This is a genomic window from Psychroflexus montanilacus, from assembly GCF_020164535.1.
Taxonomy (GTDB): domain Bacteria; phylum Bacteroidota; class Bacteroidia; order Flavobacteriales; family Flavobacteriaceae; genus Psychroflexus; species Psychroflexus montanilacus.
The window spans coordinates 1249158-1271113 of record NZ_JAIQZC010000001.1 but is presented as its reverse complement, the minus strand read 5'-3'; the positions used below and the strand labels follow the sequence as shown (position 1 = coordinate 1271113).

Genomic DNA, 21956 nt, shown 5'->3' with positions numbered 1-21956 from the left:
TTTAACTAACTTTGCATTTCAAAATAAAAATGACATGTTTCAAAATAGTAAAGACAGCAAGACAAAACTATCAGAACTAGGGGAGTTTGGTCTAATTGATCATCTTACTCAATTTCTAAAGGTAAAGCATTCTTCGACCGTGAAGAGCATTGGGGATGATGCTGCTGTATTAAATCATGATAAACATACGTTGGTCACAACCGATCTTTTAGTAGAAGGGATTCACTTCGACCTGGCCTACATGCCATTAAAACACTTAGGCTATAAAGCAGTGATGGTCAATTTATCAGATGTTTATGCGATGAACGCACAGGCTGAGCAAATTACGGTTTCCATCGCTTGCTCAAATAGATTTACAGTAGAAGCTTTAGAAGAGTTATACAGCGGTATTACTGCTGCAGCAGATTTGTATAATGTGGATGTTGTAGGTGGCGATACTACCTCAGCTATAAAAGGTTTAACCATAAGCATAACGGCAATGGGCCAGGCCAAGCCAGAAGATATTACCTACAGAAGTGGGGCCAAACCCAACGATTTGCTGGTGGTTTCCGGAGATTTAGGTGGAGCTTTTTTAGGACTGAAAGTTTTACAGCGTGAGAACGAAGTGTTTAAAGTCAATCCTAATGCTCAGCCCGATCTTGAAAAATATACCTATATTGTAGAACGTCAATTGAAGCCTGAATCTAGAAAAGATATTGTGGAACTTCTAAAAGCACTTGAAGTAAAACCTACTTCCATGATTGATATAAGCGATGGTTTATCTTCTGAATTGATGCATTTATGCAAACATTCGAAAGTGGGAGCTAATTTATTTGAAGATAAGCTGCCTTTGGATCCACTTTGTATTTCAACCTGTGAGGAGTTTGAATTGGATTCTACGACAGTAGTGCTCAATGGGGGAGAAGATTATGAATTGCTTTTTACGATCGATCAATCTGATTTTGAAAAAATAAAAGCAAATCCCAATCTTACTGTAATTGGTCACATGGCAGAACAAAGCGATGGTATACATTTGATTTCAAGAATGAATACAAAAATCCCGATAAAGGCCAGAGGCTGGAACGGGATGCAGGATGAGGACTAATTAAAATCGGCTGTCATGACAAAAAAAATATTGATTACAAAATCTAAAGTAGAACTAATGGGAATTAAAAATTTATTAGATTCTGAAGGAATTGAGAATTTCGAAATTAATAATGTAGATCCCGGTTTTGCAGGAGTATTTGGCGATTATGAACTTAAGGTTAATGAAAAGGACTTTGAAAAAGCAAGAGAAATTATAAAGCAATTTCAATCTGAATAGTCATCCAAGATGAGCATTTGGTTAATTTTATTTGAAATCCAATTGCATGCTCATAATTATAACTAATTTTAGAAAAAATTAATGATGAAAAGACACGCAACAGCAATTTGGAAAGGAAGCATTAAAGATGGAAACGGATCACTTTCTTCACAAAGTGGAATCTTAGAAAACACGGCTTACTCATTCAATTCTCGTTTTGAAGATGGGAAGGGTACCAATCCCGAGGAGTTGATTGCTGCTGCTCATGCGGGCTGCTTTGCAATGCAGCTTTCCGCTTTCTTAACAGAAGAAGAGTTTGTGCCAGAAAGCCTTGAAACTAAAGGAGAAGTAACTTTCAAAGATGGAAATATCACTCAATCTCATCTTACACTTAAAGCTAAAATTGATAAAATTGACCAAGGTAAATTTGATGAACTAGTACACAAGGCCAAAACGAATTGCCCTATATCAAAGTTGCTCGACACCGAAATTTCAGTGGAAGCTGAACTCATCTAATCAAGATCAAAATTTTATAAATATGCTGTTGAACGTTCAACAGCATATTTATTTAAAAAAATGTCGCAAAGGATTTTTACATTTAGAATGCTAAGTATTCTAAGAGTTATACTCTTTGTGAAATATCGATATATTTGTAAAAAATAAATTATAGCATGCTAGGAGCAGTACTTTTAGGATTTTTATTCTCTTTATTTCTTGTGTTTGCTGGATCTTATTTCAGGGGAAAACTTGCTGTTCTATCTTCTTTAATTCCAATTAGCTTATTTATTTACTTCCTCACGTTTTTACCTCAGGTTTCTGCTGGTGAAGTAATTTATGAAAACCATGAGTGGATACCTAGTTTTGGCGTCAATCTCAGTTTTACTCTAGATGGTTTAGCCTTGCTATTTGCGTTAATGATTACAGGAGTGGGTTCGCTGGTTTTTCTATACACGGCTGCTTATCTTAAAGACCACAAGTATCTGGATCGTTTTTATGGTTACTTAAGTCTGTTTATGGCTGCCATGTTGGGTCTTGTACTTTCCGATAACTTGATGTCTCTTTTCATTTTTTGGGAGCTTACCAGCATTTCATCATTTTACTTGATTGGATTCAATAACGACAAGGCAGATTCTCGTAAATCTGCACTTACAGCCTTAGGGATTACAGGAATCGGGGGTTTATTACTACTTGGTGGTGCTGTGTTGCTAGGCGATGTAGCGGGGACTTACCGCATTTCTGAAATGCTTATGTTGCGGGATGTAATTACAGATAGCCCTCATTACCTTTTGATTTTACTATTAATTTTTGGTGCAGCATTTACAAAATCTGCTCAATTTCCATTTCATTTCTGGTTACCTGGAGCTATGAAAGCACCAACGCCAGTGTCTACTTATCTGCACTCAGCCACTATGGTTAAAGCTGGGGTGTATTTGTTATTTAGGATGACACCCGTCTTGAACGGTGGAGAGATATGGCACACGATTTTAATTAGCGTTGGGGCTGTGACTATGGTGTATTCAGCATTCCACATCATTTTCAGAACCGACCTGAAAGGTATTTTGGCTTATTCTACGATTTCAGCCTTGGGAATTCTGGTGTTTTTAATTGGGATAGGAACTCAGGCCGCACTTATTGCTGCAGCCGTTTTTATAGTTGTTCACGCTTTATATAAGGCCTCTTTGTTCTTAATTACAGGTATCATTGACCATGAAACAGGAACACGAGATGTTACTCAACTAGCTGGTTTGCGAAAAGTTATGATGCCTGTAGCTATTGCTGGTTTTGTAGCAGCTCTCATTAGCGGCGGTGTACCTCCAACTCTCGGGTTTGTAGGTAAAGATTTAATATACGAGGCTACACTTCATTTTAAAGACAATGCAATATTTCTCACAATCATTGCTATTTCCACCAATGTGCTGTTGTTTTATGCTGGTTTTGTAGCAGGAGTAAAGCCCTTCATGGGTAAGTTGCCAGAAAAATTTGAAAAGTTACATCTTCCATCTCCATTGATGTGGCTTCCACCTTTAGTTATGACATTGGCTGGTCTTGTGTTTGGATTATTCCCGGGATTGATAGAGTCTGCTTTTGCCAAGCCAATCGCTATGACCCAAGCCATCGAGTTTGAGGATTTTCATCTTAAACTCTGGCATGGATTCAATACTATATTAGGACTTAGTGCCATCACTCTTTTGCTTGGCACAGTGCTGTATTTTACATTAAAACCGAAACATGCGTTGGAAAATGCCATCGCAAAACTAGACGTGATAGCTCCAAAAGATTTACTTCTCAAGTTGTCTGAAGGCTTTGCTGTTTTTTCCAGGTTATGGACTAATTTTTTCCAAACTGGGTACTTAAGGCACTACTTGTCCATTATTGTGGCCTTTCTTATACTGTTGTTGGGTTATCTCATATTCACAGACTTTTCATTAGAAATTGATTTTTCAACGCTCACAGAGTTGACCATTTATGAAATATCTATCCTACTGATGTTATTGTCTGGAGTTTTATATACAGTGTTCACTAAATCTAGATTGGCCGCAGTTGCTGCACTTGGTGTGGTTGGTCTGTCCTTTAGTTTGCTATTCTTGTTTTATAGTGCGCCAGATTTGGCGATGACTCAATTTTCCGTTGATACACTTACAGTAATATTGTTTGTTTTAGTGCTGTATAAATTGCCTAAATACCTAAAACTTTCAGACACAGGACTTAGAATTAAGCACGGAGTTCTATCGATTAGTTTTGGAATTTTAATCACTTTGCTTATTCTGAGAGTTCTCAACGAACCTAAAAATACAGAGATTACAGAATATTATGCTGAAAATGCCTACAAATTGGCTCGCGGTAAAAATATAGTTAATGTAATTTTGGTTGACTTTAGAGGAATAGATACGATGATTGAAATATCAGTATTAATAGTAGCTGCCCTAGGTGTTTTTGGATTGCTTAAATTAAGATTGAAATCGAGAGACAAAAAATAAATAAATGAAAACGATAATTTTAAAATCTGCATCAAGTTATCTTTTGCCAGTATTATTGCTGTTTTCAGTTTTTATACTGTTGAGAGGGCATTACCTGCCTGGTGGAGGTTTTGTAGGAGGACTGGTGGCTGCCATTGCATTTGTACTTGACGCGTTCTCTAATGGTTTGGATAAAACAAAATCAGTTTTAAAAATTCATCCAGGTTTCTTAATGCCACTTGGCTTGTTGATTGCTTTCTTGAGTGGTGTATCTCCTATCATTTTCTCAGATTTACCGCTTATGACTGGACTTTGGGTAGAAAATCCAATTCCTGTTATTGGTGCCATAGGTTCAGCTTTATTTTTTGATCTTGGCGTATATCTCGTGGTGATAGGAGCCTCCTTAACCATCATTTTTACAATTTCAGAATCAGCATAAATGGAAATAATATTAGCAATTATTACTGGTGTTCTTTATGCTTCCGGCATATATATGATTATGCGAAGAAGCATGGTCAAGCTTATTCTAGGCATTATTCTTCTGGGTAACGGAGTGAATCTTCTTATTTTTCTTTTAGGAAGAATTACAAAAGGAGAACCCCCTATAATAGACTCTGCAGAAAAAGTCCTGGAAGGCGTTTATGCCGATCCCATACCTCAAGCCTTAATCCTCACTGCCATTGTGATTAGTTTTGGATTACAGGCTTTTGCCATTATTTTGGTAAAAAGAACTTATAAAGTATTGAAGACAGACGATCTAGATCAACTTAACACTACAGACGAAGATTCATGACAAACGACATCATCATACTGCCACTCGTAGTTCACTTGTTTTTTAGCATCCTTTTGATGTTTTTTTGGAATAAAGTTAATTTCCAAAAAGTTGTAAGTATTGTTGGAAATGCGGTTGCCATGGTAGTTGCTATTTGGGCATTTATTTTTGTCTATAACAATGGGACACATATTGTGGAATCCGGAAACTGGTCTGCTCCGTTTGGGATTGTTTTTGTGGGGGATATGCTGGCAGTTACACTGGTCTTGCTTACTGCTATCGCTGGCTTTGCGGTTTCTGTTTTTTCAACAATTTCAGTCATAAAAGCCAGATTGCGATTTGGTTATTTCAGCGTGTTTCATTTTCTATTGCTGGGACTTAATGGAGCTTTTTTAACTGGTGACATTTTCAACCTCTATGTTTGGTTTGAAATTATCATTATTAGTTCTTTTGTTTTAATCAGTATCGGTGGCGAGAAGAACCAGCTGGAAGGGGCAGTAAAGTATTTTGCGCTCAACTTCTTTGCTTCTATGATATTCCTTACCGCCCTTGGAGTTCTCTATGGACTTGTAGGTACGTTGAATATGGCAGATATTTCTTTAAAGATCGCAGAAGTAGAAAACACCACTCTTGTCGAGATTAGTGCAGTTCTATTTTTGGTAGGTTTTGGAATCAAATCCGCGATTTTTCCTCTTTATTTTTGGCTGCCAGCCTCCTACCATACTCCACCCTCGGCAGTATCGGCCATATTTGCTGGATTATTGACCAAAGTTGGGGTTTACGCACTTATACGCGTCTTTACCTTAATTTATGGAGGTGATTCGTTCTTGACTATTTTACTCCTTACCTTAGCGATCATGACCATATTCAGTGGAGGAATTGGTGCTATTATTCAGAATAATATCAAGAAAGTCTTTATGTATTTTATTATATGTCATATTGGTTTCATGATAGGTGGTCTTGCATTGTTTACTGAAGTAGCGATGGCTGGTGTTATCTTTTACTTGATTCATGATATTATTATCAAAACCAACTTATTTTTAATCAGCGGTTTGATTTATAGAATCAAAACCACCACCAATATGAAGAAACTGGGAGGTTTGTACGCCAACTACCCTAAGCTAAGTTTGCTTATAGCTATTCCTTTATTCTCCCTGGTGGGTATCCCGCCACTCTCTGGTTACTGGCCTAAAATATCACTCATCCTGGCTAGTTTTAATGCTCAGCAGTATTGGTTTTTTGGGGCTTTGATTTTTGGGAGTTTGATCACCCTCATCGTTATTGCCAAACTTTGGGCAGAAGTCTTTTGGAAAGACCAGCCTAAGCTTAAATTTCCAGAGAAGTTTATCTATTTTGATCAATTAAGAATTGGGCAAAAGTTCACTTTTATATTTCCAGTTGCGTTTCTAACTTTTGTAACTTTATATATAGGATTTGGCGCAGAGCACATTCAGCAGTTGTCACAAAGAATTGCATCAGAGCTTATGAATAATGAATTGTACATCAATGCAGTTTTAAAAAGATAAATCCAGATGAAAACTAAATTTCTTTCAAACATACTACTGACACTGATCTGGGTCTTCTTAACCGGGGGGTATGAGTTCAATAATTTTTTATTTGGATTCATCCTTAGTTTCATTATACTTTGGATTCTGAGCGGCTCCAAAGACAAAAGCAGTACTAAATACTTTAAAATTATCCCTAGAATTATAAGTTTTATCTTATTCTTTATCTGGGAACTGACAAAGGCCAATATACAGGTTGCTTACGAAGTGGTAACTCCAAAATTTAGTATGAAGCCAGGCATTGTAGCTTTGCCACTTGATGCAAAATCTGACTTGGAGATCACACTTTTAGCCAACTTGATAACACTCACACCTGGTACACTGGCACTGGACGTCTCTACCGATAGAAGTGTCCTGTATGTGCATGCCATGTATGTGATGGATAAAAAGGAATTTATAGCTGATATCAAACAAGGATTTGAAAGACGCTTACTAGAAATATTGCGATGAACGTACACGATTTTTTATATTACATCATTTTACCAATACTTTCCATATCTTCACTCTTGGTATTTGTTAGATTTATCAAGGGACCCAGCATTGTAGATAGGGTAGTTGCCCTGGATTTATTAATCACGATAAGTATTGGTATAATAGCTATTTACAGTATCTTGAGCGATAAGCCTACTTTTTTGGATATATCTCTGGTTCTCGCACTCATCGCCTTTTTAGGAACAGTTGCTTTTGCATATTACCTCGAAAAACGAAATAAAAATGACTGATATATTAGTATACATTACTTCAGGCCTGGGAGCGCTCTTCGTATTATTAGCAGCAATCGGAACCCTTAGGATGCCAGACCAGTATTTGAGGATTTCAGTAAATACCAAGGCAGCAACCCTTGGTGTAGGATTACTGCTCACCGCTGCTGCATTATTTTTTCTCGAAATGTCTGTAACAACCAGAGTTATTGCGGTTATTATTTTTATATTAATCACTGCTCCAGTTGGCGCGCACCTTATCGGTAGAACTTCATATTTTCTTGGGAATAAGCTCTGGGGGAAATCAGTAATTGATGATCTTGAAGATAAATACAATAAGTCTACACACGAGCTGAAGGGTCACGATAATGAGGATGAAAAAGATGAAAAACCTAAGCCGAAAGCCTAATATTTCACTGCCAGATTCACTTAAGCAAAAATTAGTTCAGCGAAAAGATGAAGGGGCTTTAAGGTCAATTCAAAAACCAAACGCTTCATGGATAGATTTTTCTTCCAATGACTACCTTGGATTTTCCAGAAATACATCTATTGCTGAACTTGCCACAGAAAAAAGAAAAGCTTATCCCAATGAACTTCATGGCGCTACTGGCTCAAGACTCCTCACTGGGAATTACGAAATGATTGAAGACTTTGAGTCCTACCTTTGTCATTACTACAAGACTGAAGCCTCCACGGTTTTCAATTCTGGATATGATGCTAATTTGGGACTTATTTCCTCTGTTGCTCAACGTCAGGACTTAATTCTTTACGATGAATTAAGTCATGCATCTATCCGAGATGGAATCACTCTCAGTAAAGCTAAAGCTTATAAATTTGAGCACAACCATTTAGAAGATTTGGAGAAAAAGTTAGCTAAGTTTAAGGATCAATTTGAAACCATTTACGTGGTCACAGAACATGTGTTTTCCATGGATGGAGATAGTGCTGATGTAGATCGCATAGTTGAGCTATGCGAGCGTTTTGGAGCATACTTAATTTTAGATGAAGCCCATTCTATAGGTACGATTTCAAAGCGTGGCGCGTCTGAATTTTCAGAGTCCATTTTTGCTCGAGTCATCACCTTTGGAAAGTCTTTTGGATCTCACGGCGCTGCCGTCTTAGGGACTCAAGATCTAAAGCAATACCTTATTAATTTTGCTAAAAGCTTTATTTACACCACTGCACCAAGTGTAGAAAACACTTCCAGGAATTGGGCTGCACACGAGTATTTAAAGCAAAATCCTGAAGATTTTGAGCAGTTAAATTTCAACATCAATTTCTTTTTGGATCAGATTCAATCTCAAAACCTATCGAGTTACTTTATCAAAAGTCAGTCGGCAATTCAGTCTTGTGTGATTGGTGGTAACAAAAAGGTAAAGTCCATATCACATCAACTTCAGCAAGATGGATTTGATGTTAGGGCCATTTTATCTCCAACCGTTCCTAAAGGAAAAGAACGACTTAGATTTTGCTTACATAGTTATACTACTAAAGAGGAAATAAAGAAGGTCTTAAACCATTTGACAAATTATTTGATTAAAAAATAAAAATGAATAATACTTATTTTATCACAGGAATTGGAACTGAAGTTGGAAAAACTATAGCTTCAGCCATCGTGACAGAAGCTTTGGAAGCCGATTATTTTAAACCTATACAGGCAGGCGATCTTGACTATTCTGATACGCATAAGGTCAAAGCCTTAATAAGCAACTCAAAGTCTAAGTTTCACGATAATACCTATGCCTTAAAAACTCCTATGAGTCCTCATGCCTCAGCAGGTCTTGATAATATTGAGATACAGCTCGAACATATCAAAAGGCCTAAAACTAAAAATAATCTGGTAATAGAAGGTGCAGGTGGTTTGCTGGTCCCGCTAAATGCTAAAGACTGCATTATCGACTTGATTGAAACTTCAGATAAAATTATTCTGGTGTCAAGGCATTATCTAGGCAGTATCAATCATACCTTACTGTCTGTTGAAGCTCTAAAGAGTCGAGGGTTTTCAAACATCGGTATCCTATTTAGTGGTAACGAACATCCTACTACAGAAAGCATTATTTTAAAGAAAACCCAGGCTATGTATTTAGGCAGAATCAATGAGGAGGAGGAATTTTCTAAAGACGTGATTTCAAAGTATGCTCAAGCGTTAAAGCTGAATTTAGAGAAATTTTAAGCTTGTCTGCATTAAATTCAGTAGAAACTATTTGTAGCTTTAAAGAGCTTAACTTTGTAGCAAATACATAGACATGAAACTTTTTGGCAAGCATATTTCATTACCTTTTACCAAACCTTCAATCTCCAAACGGGATCAAAAGCACATTTGGCATCCCTTGACTCAGCATAAACTAAACCCTGAGCTTCTGGCTATAAAGTCGGCCAGAGGAGCAGTGCTGAAGGACGAGTCTGGTAAAACTTACATAGATGCTATTGCTTCGTGGTATACCAGTATGTATGGGCATTGTCATCCGTATATTGTAAAAAAGGTAAAAGCTCAAATGGAAACTCTGGATCAGGTAGTTTTTAGTGGATTTACTCACGAACCTGCAGTTGAATTGTCGGAGAAGTTAGTGGAGATCTTACCTAAAAATCAGGATAAATTGTTTTTTAACGATAATGGCTCCACCGCGACTGAAATCGGTATAAAAATGGCTTTGCAATATCACCACAATCTGGGGAACGATAGGAAAGTGATGCTGGCGCTGGAAGATGGATTTCATGGGGATACGTTTGGGGCTATGTCTGTGTCTGGATTATCGGTATACAATGGAGCTTTTGAAGATCATTTCATCGAAGTTGTAAGACTTCCTAAGCCTAATGGAGCCAATAATGATGAAGTCATTGCCCAACTGAAATTGATTTTGGAAGAGCATCCTGTCGCTGGATTTATTTATGAACCTTTGGTGCAGGGAGCCGCTGCTATGCAGACCTATGATCGCAAAGGTCTTGAAGACGTTTTAAAAATTTGCAAAGCCCAGGACGTGATTTGTATTGCTGATGAGGTGATGACAGGGTTTGGAAAAACCGGGAAACACTTTGCTTCAGATTATTTAACTGAAAAGCCAGATGTGATGTGCCTGAGTAAGGCTCTTTCTGCAGGAATGGTTGGAATGGGAATTACGAGCTGTACCAAAAAAATTTATAAGGCCTTTTATGCGGATGAGATTTCTAAAGGACTCTTTCATGGACATACCTACACTGGAAATCCCTTAGCCTGCGCTGCTGCTATTGCAGGTCTGGAACTTTTACAATCTCAAGACATACAAGAGTCCATAAAGAACATTATGAGTTTAAATCAGATGTTTGCTGATAAAATGCGAAAGCATCACCTGATTGGAGAGGTTCGGCAGATTGGTGTGATTCTGGCTTTGGATCTCAATGTTGAAATGGAACGTTATGGCAATGCACGAGATGAAATGTTTAATTACTTTATGAGCAAGGGGGTTTTTCTGAGACCATTAGGCAAAACTGTATATATACTCCCGCCTTATGTGATTACGGAATCTCAGCTAGCCAAAGTTTATGCAGCAATAGAGGATTATCTTGAGGTTTTGGAAAAGAAACACGTTTAAATTTTTATGAATTTCAAAGTTTCTTTTAAGTTGTTATCATCTGTAATCACAAGGAGGTAAACTCCCTCAGAAAAGGAAGAGGTGTCCAGAACTGTAACTTTATCCTGATTTTTTAAAGTTCCTTTAGCAATCTGTTGTCCGAGAAGAGAATAAACTTTAAAATTTAATTGGTGTTGGTAATCACTTAAGGATTCAATGTTTAAAACATCTCTGGCTGGGTTTGGGTAAATTTGGAAATTTTGTGAAGTGAATTCCTCATCCGAAAGGGTTTCGGTTCCAATGATTAAACCAAATCTAAATTCTGGTTCGCTTTCTGCTACCTGGTAATCAATAACTACATCTTGATTTGACTCTAGAGGGTATTCTTTATCCAAATAGAAATCCTTTAAGATGATTTTGGCCTCATGAAGATTTGAGGTACGTAGATTTAATTTATAATTCTCTTTTCTTTTTTGGTAAGTATGCAGCATGACGGTATCCTTGGATATAGGAAAGCTCCGCTCTTCTATACTCAGGTAGCTGCCTTGTGAATAGATGGATAGGTTTTCATCTAGATTCCATAGTTTTTTCGCATCTTTTTGATCTATCCCTGAATTTGCTCCGTGTCCTAGTTTTAAGCTTATAGCATCTTTGGTTTCACTTTCATGCTGTAATTTTAAATCAATTCTTGTAGACAGGCCCAACGTACCGACCTGAGGTTCAGATACCTTTTTATCTTCTTCTTTGAAAGTTAAATTTAAGGTTGTTGGGGCTATGTTTGTAGCTTCGATAAAAACAGCCTGCCAGGGCTGGATATATTGGTTGGCTTCAGAGCCCTGTATGTTTGTTCCTCCTGGTAACTCAACGGTAACATACCCTCCGCGAGAATTCAAAGTTGGATCATATACATAAATGAAATTTGTATTCAAGCCTTCATTTCGATTAAGAAAAAGGTTGGCATCCATTGCTGCATGATATGGATTTCCTAATAGAATAAAGCTATTTTCTGATACTATCGGGATGCTTTTTTTGAAGTTTAAAATTGTTGGATTCCCTGTAAGCCTTAAAGTTGTTTCGGGTCCTACAGCAGAATTAGAACTTAGACTTGTCGCTCTACTTCCTCGAGTTAAAAGCGAAAAACGATCTCCTTTATCCAGCGTATTTATATCAGTATTGTCGATAGAAGTCCAGGTCTGAGTATCGGCATTCCAAATAAAAAATGAAGAATTACCCGTTAGTGTAGCATCAAATCCGTTATCACCTGTTTTGGATCCTGTGATGTGAGTTCCAAATCCTGGAATGGTATCTGTGTTATCAGCTGGGTAATTGGTTCCTGTATTGTTTTGTCCTTCTTGTAAGTTCTTTAAAATACTTTCTGAAGTAGCAACAGGCGAAGAGAAATACCGGTGAGCTCTGTTAGATTTTGGTATAAAACGCTCAATAACCATATCACCAGCAATGTCACCTCCAGTATTTATGCCTATTTGGGCCGTCAGCGTATCGTTGCTTTTTAGGGTGATTTTAGCATTCGGAAAAAAATTACCCCCGTGTATTTCAAAAATTCTAAAAACATCTTGATGTCCTCCAGTAATTTCAGCTTGACTGCCACTTTTATGGATATTGAAATTTTCCAAAATTCCATCACCTGATATAGTTTGAGCATTGCCGCCAACAAGTTTCAGAAATCCAGTCCCAACTATACTTCCGTTATTTTTGAAATTACCAGCAACAGATAAATCAACCTCATTAGTTAATGTGATCCGAGTGTTCTCTTCAACAAAAACCTGAGGATACAAAGTATTTGATACAAATGTGAAAATAATTAACAAAAGTGTCGTTTTCATAAAGCAATATTACTAAATTCGTATCAATATAAAGATGTAAAATTATGAAAAATAGCTTTTATTTTATTCTTATTGTTTTTATTTCCATACATTTTGTAAAGGCGCAGGTAGGAATAGGAACAGATACACCATCAAATTCTTCTATTTTAGATGTTGAATCTACAGAGGAAGGAGTTTTGCTGCCTAGGATGACATCAGCCCAAAGATCTGCTATTCCAGGACCAGCCAACGGGCTTACTGTGTTTGATACAGATTTACAGGCTTATTACTTTTATAATGAAAATGAATCGTCATGGGAGAGTTTAAGTTCTGCGCGATTAGAAAGAGATAATTATGTCTTAATAAAATCACAGGAAGATTTTCCTGATGCTTCTGGGGGAGCTATAACTCTAGACTCAAATACCTTTTATGAAATTAATGGTCCTGTAAACATAGATACTCCTTTAAATTTAAATGGTGCCTACCTAGCAGGATTAGACGCTAGTGAAGACGTATTGATCAAAAATTCAGGTAATATTTTTGAAGGTAATGGTGGTAGTATTCGTAACCTATCAATTACAGGTGGTGCAAACGTATTTGCTTTAAGTGCTGGATCATCCTTATTGGTACAAAACACAATCATAAGTAACATGGCTAGTGTAGGAACTGTTTCTGGAATAGGTTTTGTTTTTCTAAGTAATGTTCAGTATATCAATAACTCAAACGGAGTGGTTTATTCTGATATAACGAATTTATTACTGAATAATCAAGCTTGGCAGGCTGGAAATTCCGGGACATTTGAAAAGTTTGAAGGAGATTTTCATTTGATTCAGAAGGCAAGTGGATTTTCGATTGCTGATACAGGAGCTGTGGCTATAGATGTTTCATCCAATCCAAATGTGGATGAAGGTGTTATTACAGGGACTGTATTTTCGGGATCATCTGTCACTAAAATCAATAAGTATACATCAACACCTTCAAATACAAATTTCACAAAAAATTGGTTTGTTCAGGCGCCTGGAATTAAAGATGAAAATGACGATGTTGCTACAGGAAATATTTATTATGACGGTGATTTAAACACAGGATACGGATTGACATCAGCTGCAGTGGGTACAGCTTTTAAGCTGACTGGTGGTGCGGTCACTTCAAATCTCTTAAGGTTTTCATCAAATGCAGTGAATCGACTTAGATATGAAGGTAAAGAGGCCAAGGCTTTTTCGATAAATGCTTCTCTATCTGTTCGAGGAACGAATAGGCAGGGTGAATTCTATTCTTTTTTTATAAGAGTGAATGGAAACACAACTTTAAATAGGACAAACGCTATCTTTTATGTTGATAATATCACCAATGTGTCTAGCATTTCTTTATCAGGAACAGTCGTTTTAAACCCCAATGATTATGTTGAAATCTGGTGTCAAAAATTAACAGGTACCCAATCTGGAAACTTGACTATTTTTTCCCAGAATCTAAATATTAATTAAAACACAAAACCAACAGAAAAACTAAAAATACTGTTGTACTGGTCACCAGGGGTTTCTTTATCAACATCGGTTATACCATTGGTATATCTTGCCTGTACCATAAAGTTTTGATTCAGTTTGTAGCGTAAGCCACCTGCTAACGCAAAGTCTACACTTTCGTATCTGTCATTTTGGTTAATGTTCTCTGTTTCACTTATGAGTTGTTGTGTATCTCCCAATCTTACAGTTTCTTGTTCCAATTCAGCATCTACTAAGTAACCAACTTGTACACCACCTTCTACCCATAAGTTTTCAACGACATTATAACTCAATAAAACAGGAAGGTTGATGTATTGCATTCTTAAAATTTCATCAATGTCGATTTCTTCATTAGTCGTTTGATCAATGTCACTAAATTCATTGGAAAACCCCTGCTCAGAATATAATAGCTCTGCTTGTATCCCAAATTTTGGTAGAATTTTATAAAGTCCATACCCTCCAATATTCATAGAAGTCCTTGTCTCGTAGTTAGATACATTGTCTCCTGAAATAGTGGATAAATTAATTCCTCCTTTGAAACCATATTCAAAATACTCTTGTTGAGCGCTTAAGGTTGATATCGAAAAAGTTAATAGAATTACAAGTGTAGCGTATGTAAGTTTCATCGTGTAAATTTTACATAAAATTAGACTTTTTCAAACGTTTAAATGTAGCCTTAATTCAATTTTAACCTTGAAAAGCAATTAGTAACCATTGTTACAATAAATATGACCAACAAGGCTTTAATTTGCATAAAAATTTAAAACTATGGAATGGATTACCAATCCTTGGCCCTGGTATGTATCAGGTCCGCTTATCGCATTAGTGATGTTTGCTCTGCTTTTTGTAGGGAAACAATTTGGAATGTCTTCCAACCTCAGGACCGCTTGTTCTATTGGTGGAGCAGGGAAAGCATCAGACTTTTTTAAGTTTGACTGGAAAAAAGAACGGTGGAATTTAATTGTTGTTCTTGGAGCCATCATTGGCGGATTTCTTTCAGCTAACTACTTATCTGACAATACAGTCGACATTAATCCAGAGATTGCCACAAAACTTGAAACTTACGGCATCACAAGTACAGGAGATGCTTACTTACCCACTGAGATCTTTGGTGCCGAAAGTCTGAGCGATCCCAAAATTCTCGCTATTTTATTAGTAGGAGGGTTCTTTGTTGGATTTGGGGCAAGATATGCAGGAGGCTGTACATCCGGACACGCAATTTCGGGTTTGAGTAACCTTCAATTACCTTCCTTGATCGCGGTGATAGGCTTCTTTATTGGAGGTTTAATTATGATCAATTTTATATATCCTTTAATTTTTTAAAACCATGAAAACATTAGTCTATTTAATAATAGGAACCTTTTTTGGTATCGTTATGTACAAGTCTGAAGCAGCCTCCTGGTTTAGAATCTATGAGATGTTTGAGTTTGGCGCTTTTCATATGTACGGTATCATAGGGTCCGCCTTGGCTATAGGAGTAATTGGTACTCAAATTATCAAACGCAACAATATTAAAGCTCTAGGTGGGCAGGACATGGAATTAAAACCCAAAGCCATGAGTATTCCTCGCTATCTCATTGGTGGAATCCTTTTTGGACTGGGATGGGCACTTGCTGGTGCTTGCCCGGGTCCAATGTACGTCTTGGCCGGTGCGGGATTTGGGTCTATCCTTATAGTCATCTTTGGTGCTCTTTTGGGGACTTTTATTTATGGTATATTGAGAAATAAATTACCACACTAGCCTTAAAATTGATGATTTTTCAAAAAAGCTCTGTGAAAACAGAGCTTTTTTGCATTTATAATTAAACCATTTACAACTTAAAGGGTCTTATTTAAAATTTCAGTTGATAACTTTCAATTGTTTAAATCAAAAAAATTAATTATGTTGAAAAAATTACTTTACTACACGTTTGTAGCAGGTATGGTTGTTTCGATGTCGTCATGTTCTATCTTACAAGGTAAGAAAGATGATAAATCGGCCTCAAAATCACCGAAAAAGGAGTCCAAAAACGGTGTAAAACCTTACAGTAAAATCATTACTGGCAAAGCTAAGTCGGATGAAGGCTTATTTACAGTGCATCAGGTAGATCAGGATTACTTCTTTGAAATTCCAGATTCCCTTTTCAATAGAGAAATGTTGATGGTCACACGTATTGCTCAAACTGCTCAAGGCATTGGTTTTGGTGGAGGTAAGCAAAATGAACAGGTTCTTCGTTGGCAAAGAAAAGGTGACAAAGTACACCTAAGAGTGGTTTCCTATGATATTGCTGCTGCAGATTCTCTCCCGATAAATGAAGCTGTTGTGAATTCTAACTTTGAGCCTATTCTGTATTCTTTTGATGTAAAAGCTTACAAGAAAGATTCAGTTAATAACAACACAGTTATTAATGTTACAAATTTGTTTCAAAAGGACGTAGAAGCGATTGGTCTTCAAAGTAGAAGAAGAAAGCCTTACAAGATTTCCAGGTTAGATGATAGTCGATCTTACATAGATACCATAAGAAGTTACCCGAAAAACATCGAAATAAGACACGTCAAAACTTACAATGCCGGAGAGCCACCTTCCAATTCTAGTACAGGTTCTGTTTCGTTAAAATTTAGTAACTCTATGGTTCTTTTACCCAAAGAACCTATGAAAAGACGTTACTTCGACCAGCGTGTAGGCTGGTTTACAAGTAAACAAACCGATTACGGTTTGGACAATCAAAAATCTGAAACGGTGACTTATCTGGACCGTTATCGTCTGGAGGTAAAAGATGAAGATATTGAGAAATTTAAAAATGGCGAATTAGTTGAGCCAAAAAAGCAAATTGTTTACTATATCGACCGTGCAACTCCAGAAAAATGGAGAAAATACATCAAACAGGGGATTGAGGACTGGCAAGTCGCTTTTGAAGCTGCAGGTTTCAAGAATGCTATTATAGCCAAAGACCCTCCATCTAAGGAAGAGGACCCAGACTGGAGTCCGGAAGATGTGAGATATTCTGTTGTAAGATACTTAGCCTCTCCAATTCCTAATGCAAACGGACCTCACGTAAGCGATCCGCGTTCTGGAGAAATTTTGGAATCGGATATCAATTGGTATCATAATGTGATGACATTGCTGCGAAATTGGTTTTTCGTACAGACCGCTGCCATCAATCCAGAGGCAAGAGGTGTTGAGTTTAAAGATGAGGTGATGGGGCGTTTGATTCGTTTTGTCTCCTCACACGAAGTTGGTCATACTCTAGGTTTACCTCACAATATGGGAAGTAGTGTAGCTTATAGTGTTGAAGATTTAAGAGATCCAGAATTTACTAAAGAATTCGGCACTGCACCTTCGATAATGGATTATGCCAGATTTAATTACGTAGCACAGCCTGGTGATGGAGATGTTTCATTAATGCCAAATGTTGGTCCATATGATAAGTATTCTATTGCCTGGGGATATAAACCCATCTTAGACAAATCTCCTGAAGAAGAAAAAGAAGTTCTCAACCAATGGATTCTTGAAAAAGCTGGTGACCCTATTTACAGATTTGGTAAGCAACAATCTGGAGGAGTTATCGATCCAAGTTCACAAACCGAAGATCTTGGTGACGATTCTATGAAAGCAAGTGCTTACGGAATAGAAAACCTGAAGCGTATTGTTCCAAATTTAATAGAATGGACTGCAGAAGATGGTAAGAATTACGACGATCTAAGTGATCTTTATGATCAGGTCTATGGTCAATATAACAGATATATGGGTCACGTTGCTGCCAACATTGGTGGGGTTTACGAGTTCTATAAAACTTACGAACAAGAAGGCGCTGTTTATATTCATACGCCTAGAGATAAGCAAGTAAGAGCCATGGAATTTCTTCAGGAGCAGCTATTCACAACTCCCGAATGGCTAATTGATCAGGATATTTTCAACAAAATTCAATTTGATGGCTATCTGGATAAAATCAAATCTTACCAGGAAAGAGCTTTGAATAACGTCCTTGATTTTGGTCGTTTCGCTAGAATGATGGAAAATGAAGAAATCAACGATGATGCTTATACTATCGTTGAAATGATGGAAGATTTGAGAACTGGACTTTTCAGTGAATTGAGAACTGGACAGGAAATTTCCAGAATAAGAAGAAACCTGCAAAGATCTTATATCTCTAGATTGCATTATTTGATGACAGAAGAGCAAGCTAGTATTCCTGCTCAGTACAGAAGGTACATTAGCAGAAGTAATATTGATGTAGAAACAAGTGACATAAGACCACTTGTTAGAGCTGAATTGAAAACTCTACAAAGAGATATGAGAAGAGCTATCAATAGAACTAGAGATACCATGTCTAGATATCACTTAGAAGACGGTGTAGAGAGAATTGAAAAAATTCTTAACCCCGATGCTTAGCCGCTGAGTGTTTTCATTTTTTAAGCCACTTTCACGTGAAAGTGGCTTTTTTATTCATCCAAACCTTTACTTTTAAAACAAATTAAAACTTATGAAATTTATATTTATATTTATAACTTTATTGGCTTTAACCTTATTCAGCTGTCAAAATTCTACGGATAAAGAAAAAGAAAATCTGGCCGCAGAGCCTGAAACTGAAGCAGTATCCATTTCAGCTGAAAGAATTAACAATAATTTTTGGAACAGACTCGCAAAACTGAAAGGAAAATCTTTTCAAGGTGAAGTTTTAGAAGCTCCAGAAGGCGATGACTTTAGGGGAAAGAAACTGGTTATGCACGTTTTGGATGTAAAGAAAGATACCATCTATATTCCATTCAATGTTGGCGATAACCTTTCAAGAACCTGGATTTTGACTAAAACTGATAAGGGTATCCAGTTGAAGCATGATCACCGTAAAGTAGATGGAAGCGAGGATGAGGTCACCATGTACGGTGGAGTGACACCTAATACTGGTTTTGATGGTTTAGCGATGTTTCCAGCAGATCAGGAGACTGTAGATTTGCTTCCTGGTACTGCAACAAATTTATGGTGGATCACAGTAGACGAAAAGCAATTCACTTATAACCTGAGGAGAATAGGTTCTCCTGTCAAATTTTCAATTGGATTTGATTTGGAATCGCCAATAGATACACCACAGCCTTCCTGGGGTTGGGAAAATTATGTGGTAGAGTAAATCGATTTTTTTGAGACCTTTATATTAAAGATATAAAAAGCCCCTCTTTTTAATTCAGTAAAAGAGGGGCTTTAATTTTAGAAATAAAGTTTTTATCGGTTTCTGGAGCTCCTGCTACTATTTGATCTTGAGCTTCTTTCAGAATTATGTTTAGTTCTAGTAACTGGTGCAGGTTTGGTCTGAACCGAATTTCTACCAGAAACTTCACTTTTTCTTCTGTTGCTACTTCTAGCCTTATCTGGCCTAGTAGACCTTTGGGAAATGCTTCTATGGCTAGTAGTCCCACTAGATCTGCCAGAGACCTGGTTTCTTCTTACATTGGGCCTTTCTTGAGGTACTGCTGCTCTATTCACTCGGGAAGAGGCATCTCTATTAGCGCTTCTATGGACTTCAGAAATAGATCTGGAGTTTTCCCTTCTTGTTGTATTTGCAGTTGAAAGTCTTGAATTTCGACTGGCATTAATTTCCTTATGACGTCTTTGAACATTTGATCTGAGGTTTCTTTCAGCCCTGGTTCTAGGTGATTGCGCATAAACTTGAGACCTTGTAGAATTAGCACCTCGTCTATAGTTGGTTTGGTGCCTGTTAAAAGTAAAATGACGATTATTATTGATATAAGGTCTATAATATATATGTCTTACTGGCACATAGAATTGTCTGTAAGGATAGTAACCTATCAAATTAAATTGTGCAGCAGGCATTGCATAATAGTTATGCCAAGGTCTCCATACATAGCTTCTATTGATATGGTTTATGAATCCGCTTTGTCTCCATAGCATATTATTTCTATAAAATAATTGTAACCCACCGATTCTATTCAGCCTCCCAAAAGAAGTGTAGTCCATATAAATACTTCCAACCTGATGTATACGGCCAAAATTATCATAGAAAATTGGAGTGTTTTGAATTTGTATAACAGCTCCGTAGCTATCGTATTGTACGTAAGGATTGTAATTATAACCCGTGTTAAAACTGAAGTTCACATTTGAAGTTCTAAATCCAGCTGATACATTGGGTCCGGAATTTGGTATAAAAAAATCAAATTGACCATCTTGAAACACAGAAAACTCAATACCATTTTCCGTGAAAATGAAAGCTTGATTCGAGTTCGAGTTCCAATCATTTGCCCATCCAGACATACTTGTAAAAATGAACCCTGCGAGTAATACTGCTAATCGTTTCATGGCTAAAGGTTTTAATGTTATATAACTATAAAACCAAAGTCTGTGCCACGATTTATAAACTACTAATAGTCAGATACTTGCATTATATTGCAATTGAACTATTCACAGAATTACTCTAAATAATTCGATTGAAATTAATTTTATAAGCCACTGGGTGAAGATTGGTTATAAAATCAACTCAGGTTCCTGTTTTTCCAGTTTTAATCTATTTTCCGCAGTATCAATGAGTTTTTTTGCCTTATTAACAAGGTACTTTTGGAAGTAGTGCTTCTGCTTATTTTGAGTATTGGTCATTACAATAATGACAAGATCTTGATTAGGGTGATATTCCAAACCATTTCTGAAGCCATCCCAGAGACCGTTATGGAAAATAACGGGTTCATTAGCTTTCTTTTCAAGTCTGAAACCCATCCCATAGCGTTCATTTTTACCGCCCTTATCCCTTCCAAACATCAAGTCAACGTTTTCTTGGTTAAGAATCTTACCGTTTTTGAGATCGCGAAACCAAACATGTAAATCTTCAGGAGAAGCGTAAATTCCCTTGTCACCCACAGCATTGTTGTGAAATCCTGCTGGTAATTCTATAAAAGATCGTCTATAGGGTTGGTAGCCACTTAATATAGAAGACTTGTTTAAATCATTTTTCTCTACAAAAGTTTCATCTAAGCAAAGTGGCAGCAAAAATTCTCGTTTTAGAAATTCCCCAAGGCTTAACTTGCTTACTTGTTCCACAATAGCACCTAGCACTACATAGCCGGTATTGCTGTAGCTAAAGTATCTGCCAGAAGGAAAATTTAATCTGGCTGCATGTGCATTTATAAGGTCAACAACCTCAAGATTATTTGGAGCAACCTCATTATCCCAGTATTGCTCTGTAAGATACATATAGTTCCATAATCCAGACCTGTGCTTCAGTAAATCCCTTATAGTAACAGTTTCAAATTTAAAATTGGGTAAATATGTAGAGACCTGGTGATCTATATCAATCATTTTCTCTTCATGAAGTTTTAGGATAGCAGCTGCCGTATATTGTTTACTTACAGAAGCTAACTGATAGGACTGTCCGGGCTGCATAGGGATTTTTTGGATTGGATTTTCATAACCAAAATCTTCCTTGTAAAGGATTTGATCTTTATAGGCTATCAATACAGAACCATTTATCCTGTTGCGTTTTGCTCTCTTCTGAATTTGATCCTGTAAAACTTCAAGTTCTGTAGAAAATAATGAAGCGTAATCTGGAGTTGAAGGCTTAGGTGCCGGTTCCATTACTTCCGAAGTATCTTCAGTAAAGGTTTCAAAATTGCTAAAAGCAAAGTTTTGAAACATGGTGTAGGAGATTATCACAGCCAGTGTGGTGAATAATAAGAACCTAAAAACGAATTTTGAATTAAATTTCATCTGATAATTAAACTTCATTTAAAGTGCAATATATTATAAAATATTGCTGGTATTTTTTTAACAATACAATTTTAACTAAAATATTCCAAATACCCTGACTTAAAGCCGCGTAATAACTA

At 36.9% G+C, this 21956-nt stretch carries 22 protein-coding genes; 18 read left to right on the top strand and 4 right to left on the bottom strand.

What is annotated here, in order from left to right; all coding sequences use genetic code 11:
* Nucleotides 1-34 precede the first annotated feature (34 nt).
* The 13 genes from thiL (at nucleotide 35) to bioA (ending at nucleotide 10846) form a co-directional block, all read left to right on the top strand.
* Nucleotides 35-1084 (top strand): thiamine-phosphate kinase, encoded by a 1050-nt coding sequence (gene thiL / locus LB454_RS06045; protein WP_224463878.1) that lies wholly within the window; start codon nucleotides 35-37, stop codon nucleotides 1082-1084.
* Between the two features lie 15 nt (nucleotides 1085-1099).
* The gene (locus LB454_RS06040; protein WP_224463711.1) at nucleotides 1100-1303 is read left to right on the top strand and encodes a putative signal transducing protein; all 204 of its coding nucleotides are present in this window, start codon (nucleotides 1100-1102) and stop codon (nucleotides 1301-1303) included.
* Between the two features lie 84 nt (nucleotides 1304-1387).
* On the top strand, nucleotides 1388-1798 hold the full coding sequence (locus LB454_RS06035; RefSeq protein WP_224463710.1) for an OsmC family protein: 411 nt from the start codon (nucleotides 1388-1390) through the stop codon (nucleotides 1796-1798).
* Nucleotides 1799-1953: 155 nt separating this feature from the next.
* Nucleotides 1954-4260 (top strand): putative monovalent cation/H+ antiporter subunit A, encoded by a 2307-nt coding sequence (locus tag LB454_RS06030; protein ID WP_224463709.1) that lies wholly within the window; start codon nucleotides 1954-1956, stop codon nucleotides 4258-4260.
* Nucleotides 4261-4264: 4 nt separating this feature from the next.
* A complete protein-coding gene (locus LB454_RS06025) occupies nucleotides 4265-4678 on the top strand; it encodes a Na+/H+ antiporter subunit B (RefSeq protein ID WP_224463708.1) in 414 nt (137 codons plus the stop codon).
* Complete coding sequence (locus LB454_RS06020) at nucleotides 4679-5032, top strand: Na+/H+ antiporter subunit C (protein WP_224463707.1); 354 nt, start codon at nucleotides 4679-4681, stop codon at nucleotides 5030-5032.
* On the top strand, nucleotides 5029-6537 hold the full coding sequence (locus tag LB454_RS06015; protein WP_224463706.1) for a proton-conducting transporter transmembrane domain-containing protein: 1509 nt from the start codon (nucleotides 5029-5031) through the stop codon (nucleotides 6535-6537). The genes LB454_RS06020 and LB454_RS06015 overlap by 4 nt, the downstream gene beginning before the upstream one ends.
* Nucleotides 6538-6543: 6 nt before the next feature.
* The gene (locus LB454_RS06010; RefSeq protein ID WP_224463705.1) at nucleotides 6544-7026 is read left to right on the top strand and encodes a Na+/H+ antiporter subunit E; all 483 of its coding nucleotides are present in this window, start codon (nucleotides 6544-6546) and stop codon (nucleotides 7024-7026) included.
* On the top strand, nucleotides 7023-7298 hold the full coding sequence (locus LB454_RS06005; RefSeq protein WP_224463704.1) for a cation:proton antiporter: 276 nt from the start codon (nucleotides 7023-7025) through the stop codon (nucleotides 7296-7298). The genes LB454_RS06010 and LB454_RS06005 overlap by 4 nt, the downstream gene beginning before the upstream one ends.
* The gene (mnhG, locus tag LB454_RS06000; RefSeq protein WP_224463703.1) at nucleotides 7291-7686 is read left to right on the top strand and encodes a monovalent cation/H(+) antiporter subunit G; all 396 of its coding nucleotides are present in this window, start codon (nucleotides 7291-7293) and stop codon (nucleotides 7684-7686) included. Before LB454_RS06005 ends, mnhG begins: the two co-directional genes overlap by 8 nt.
* On the top strand, nucleotides 7661-8824 hold the full coding sequence (locus LB454_RS05995; protein ID WP_322962834.1) for an aminotransferase class I/II-fold pyridoxal phosphate-dependent enzyme: 1164 nt from the start codon (nucleotides 7661-7663) through the stop codon (nucleotides 8822-8824). The genes mnhG and LB454_RS05995 overlap by 26 nt, the downstream gene beginning before the upstream one ends.
* A gap of 2 nt (nucleotides 8825-8826) precedes the next feature.
* Nucleotides 8827-9450, top strand: a complete 624-nt coding sequence (gene bioD, locus LB454_RS05990; RefSeq protein WP_224463701.1) for a dethiobiotin synthase — start codon at nucleotides 8827-8829, stop codon at nucleotides 9448-9450.
* A gap of 73 nt (nucleotides 9451-9523) precedes the next feature.
* On the top strand, nucleotides 9524-10846 hold the full coding sequence (bioA, locus tag LB454_RS05985; RefSeq protein WP_224463700.1) for an adenosylmethionine--8-amino-7-oxononanoate transaminase: 1323 nt from the start codon (nucleotides 9524-9526) through the stop codon (nucleotides 10844-10846).
* Here bioA and LB454_RS05980 read toward each other — a convergent pair.
* Nucleotides 10843-12669, bottom strand: coding sequence for a T9SS type A sorting domain-containing protein (locus LB454_RS05980; RefSeq protein ID WP_224463699.1), 1827 nt, complete (start codon nucleotides 12667-12669; stop codon nucleotides 10843-10845). The genes bioA and LB454_RS05980 overlap by 4 nt on opposite strands.
* Nucleotides 12670-12713: 44 nt before the next feature.
* On the opposite strand from LB454_RS05980, the gene LB454_RS05975 reads away from it, so the two are divergent.
* Entirely contained in the window at nucleotides 12714-14132 is a 1419-nt protein-coding gene (locus LB454_RS05975; RefSeq protein WP_224463698.1) for a hypothetical protein, read from the top strand.
* On the opposite strand, the gene LB454_RS05970 is transcribed toward LB454_RS05975, so the two are convergent.
* Entirely contained in the window at nucleotides 14129-14776 is a 648-nt protein-coding gene (locus tag LB454_RS05970) for a porin family protein (RefSeq protein ID WP_224463697.1), read from the bottom strand. The genes LB454_RS05975 and LB454_RS05970 overlap by 4 nt on opposite strands.
* Nucleotides 14777-14918: 142 nt before the next feature.
* Here LB454_RS05970 and LB454_RS05965 point away from each other — a divergent pair, with 142 nt between their 5' ends.
* The 4 genes from LB454_RS05965 to LB454_RS05950 all read left to right on the top strand — a co-directional run bounded on the left by LB454_RS05965 (nucleotide 14919) and on the right by LB454_RS05950 (nucleotide 19255).
* A complete protein-coding gene (locus LB454_RS05965; protein WP_224463696.1) occupies nucleotides 14919-15473 on the top strand; it encodes a YeeE/YedE family protein in 555 nt (184 codons plus the stop codon).
* Nucleotides 15474-15477: 4 nt separating this feature from the next.
* On the top strand, nucleotides 15478-15891 hold the full coding sequence (locus LB454_RS05960) for a DUF6691 family protein (RefSeq protein ID WP_224463695.1): 414 nt from the start codon (nucleotides 15478-15480) through the stop codon (nucleotides 15889-15891).
* Between the two features lie 141 nt (nucleotides 15892-16032).
* On the top strand, nucleotides 16033-18522 hold the full coding sequence (locus LB454_RS05955; RefSeq protein ID WP_224463694.1) for a zinc-dependent metalloprotease: 2490 nt from the start codon (nucleotides 16033-16035) through the stop codon (nucleotides 18520-18522).
* A 91-nt stretch (nucleotides 18523-18613) separates the two neighbouring features.
* The gene (locus LB454_RS05950) at nucleotides 18614-19255 is read left to right on the top strand and encodes a hypothetical protein (protein WP_224463693.1); all 642 of its coding nucleotides are present in this window, start codon (nucleotides 18614-18616) and stop codon (nucleotides 19253-19255) included.
* Between the two features lie 92 nt (nucleotides 19256-19347).
* Here LB454_RS05950 and LB454_RS05945 read toward each other — a convergent pair whose 3' ends face one another.
* Nucleotides 19348-20439, bottom strand: a complete 1092-nt coding sequence (locus LB454_RS05945) for a hypothetical protein (protein WP_224463692.1) — start codon at nucleotides 20437-20439, stop codon at nucleotides 19348-19350.
* Between the two features lie 165 nt (nucleotides 20440-20604).
* Nucleotides 20605-21837 (bottom strand): serine hydrolase domain-containing protein, encoded by a 1233-nt coding sequence (locus tag LB454_RS05940; RefSeq protein WP_224463691.1) that lies wholly within the window; start codon nucleotides 21835-21837, stop codon nucleotides 20605-20607.
* Nucleotides 21838-21956: the final 119 nt, after the last annotated feature.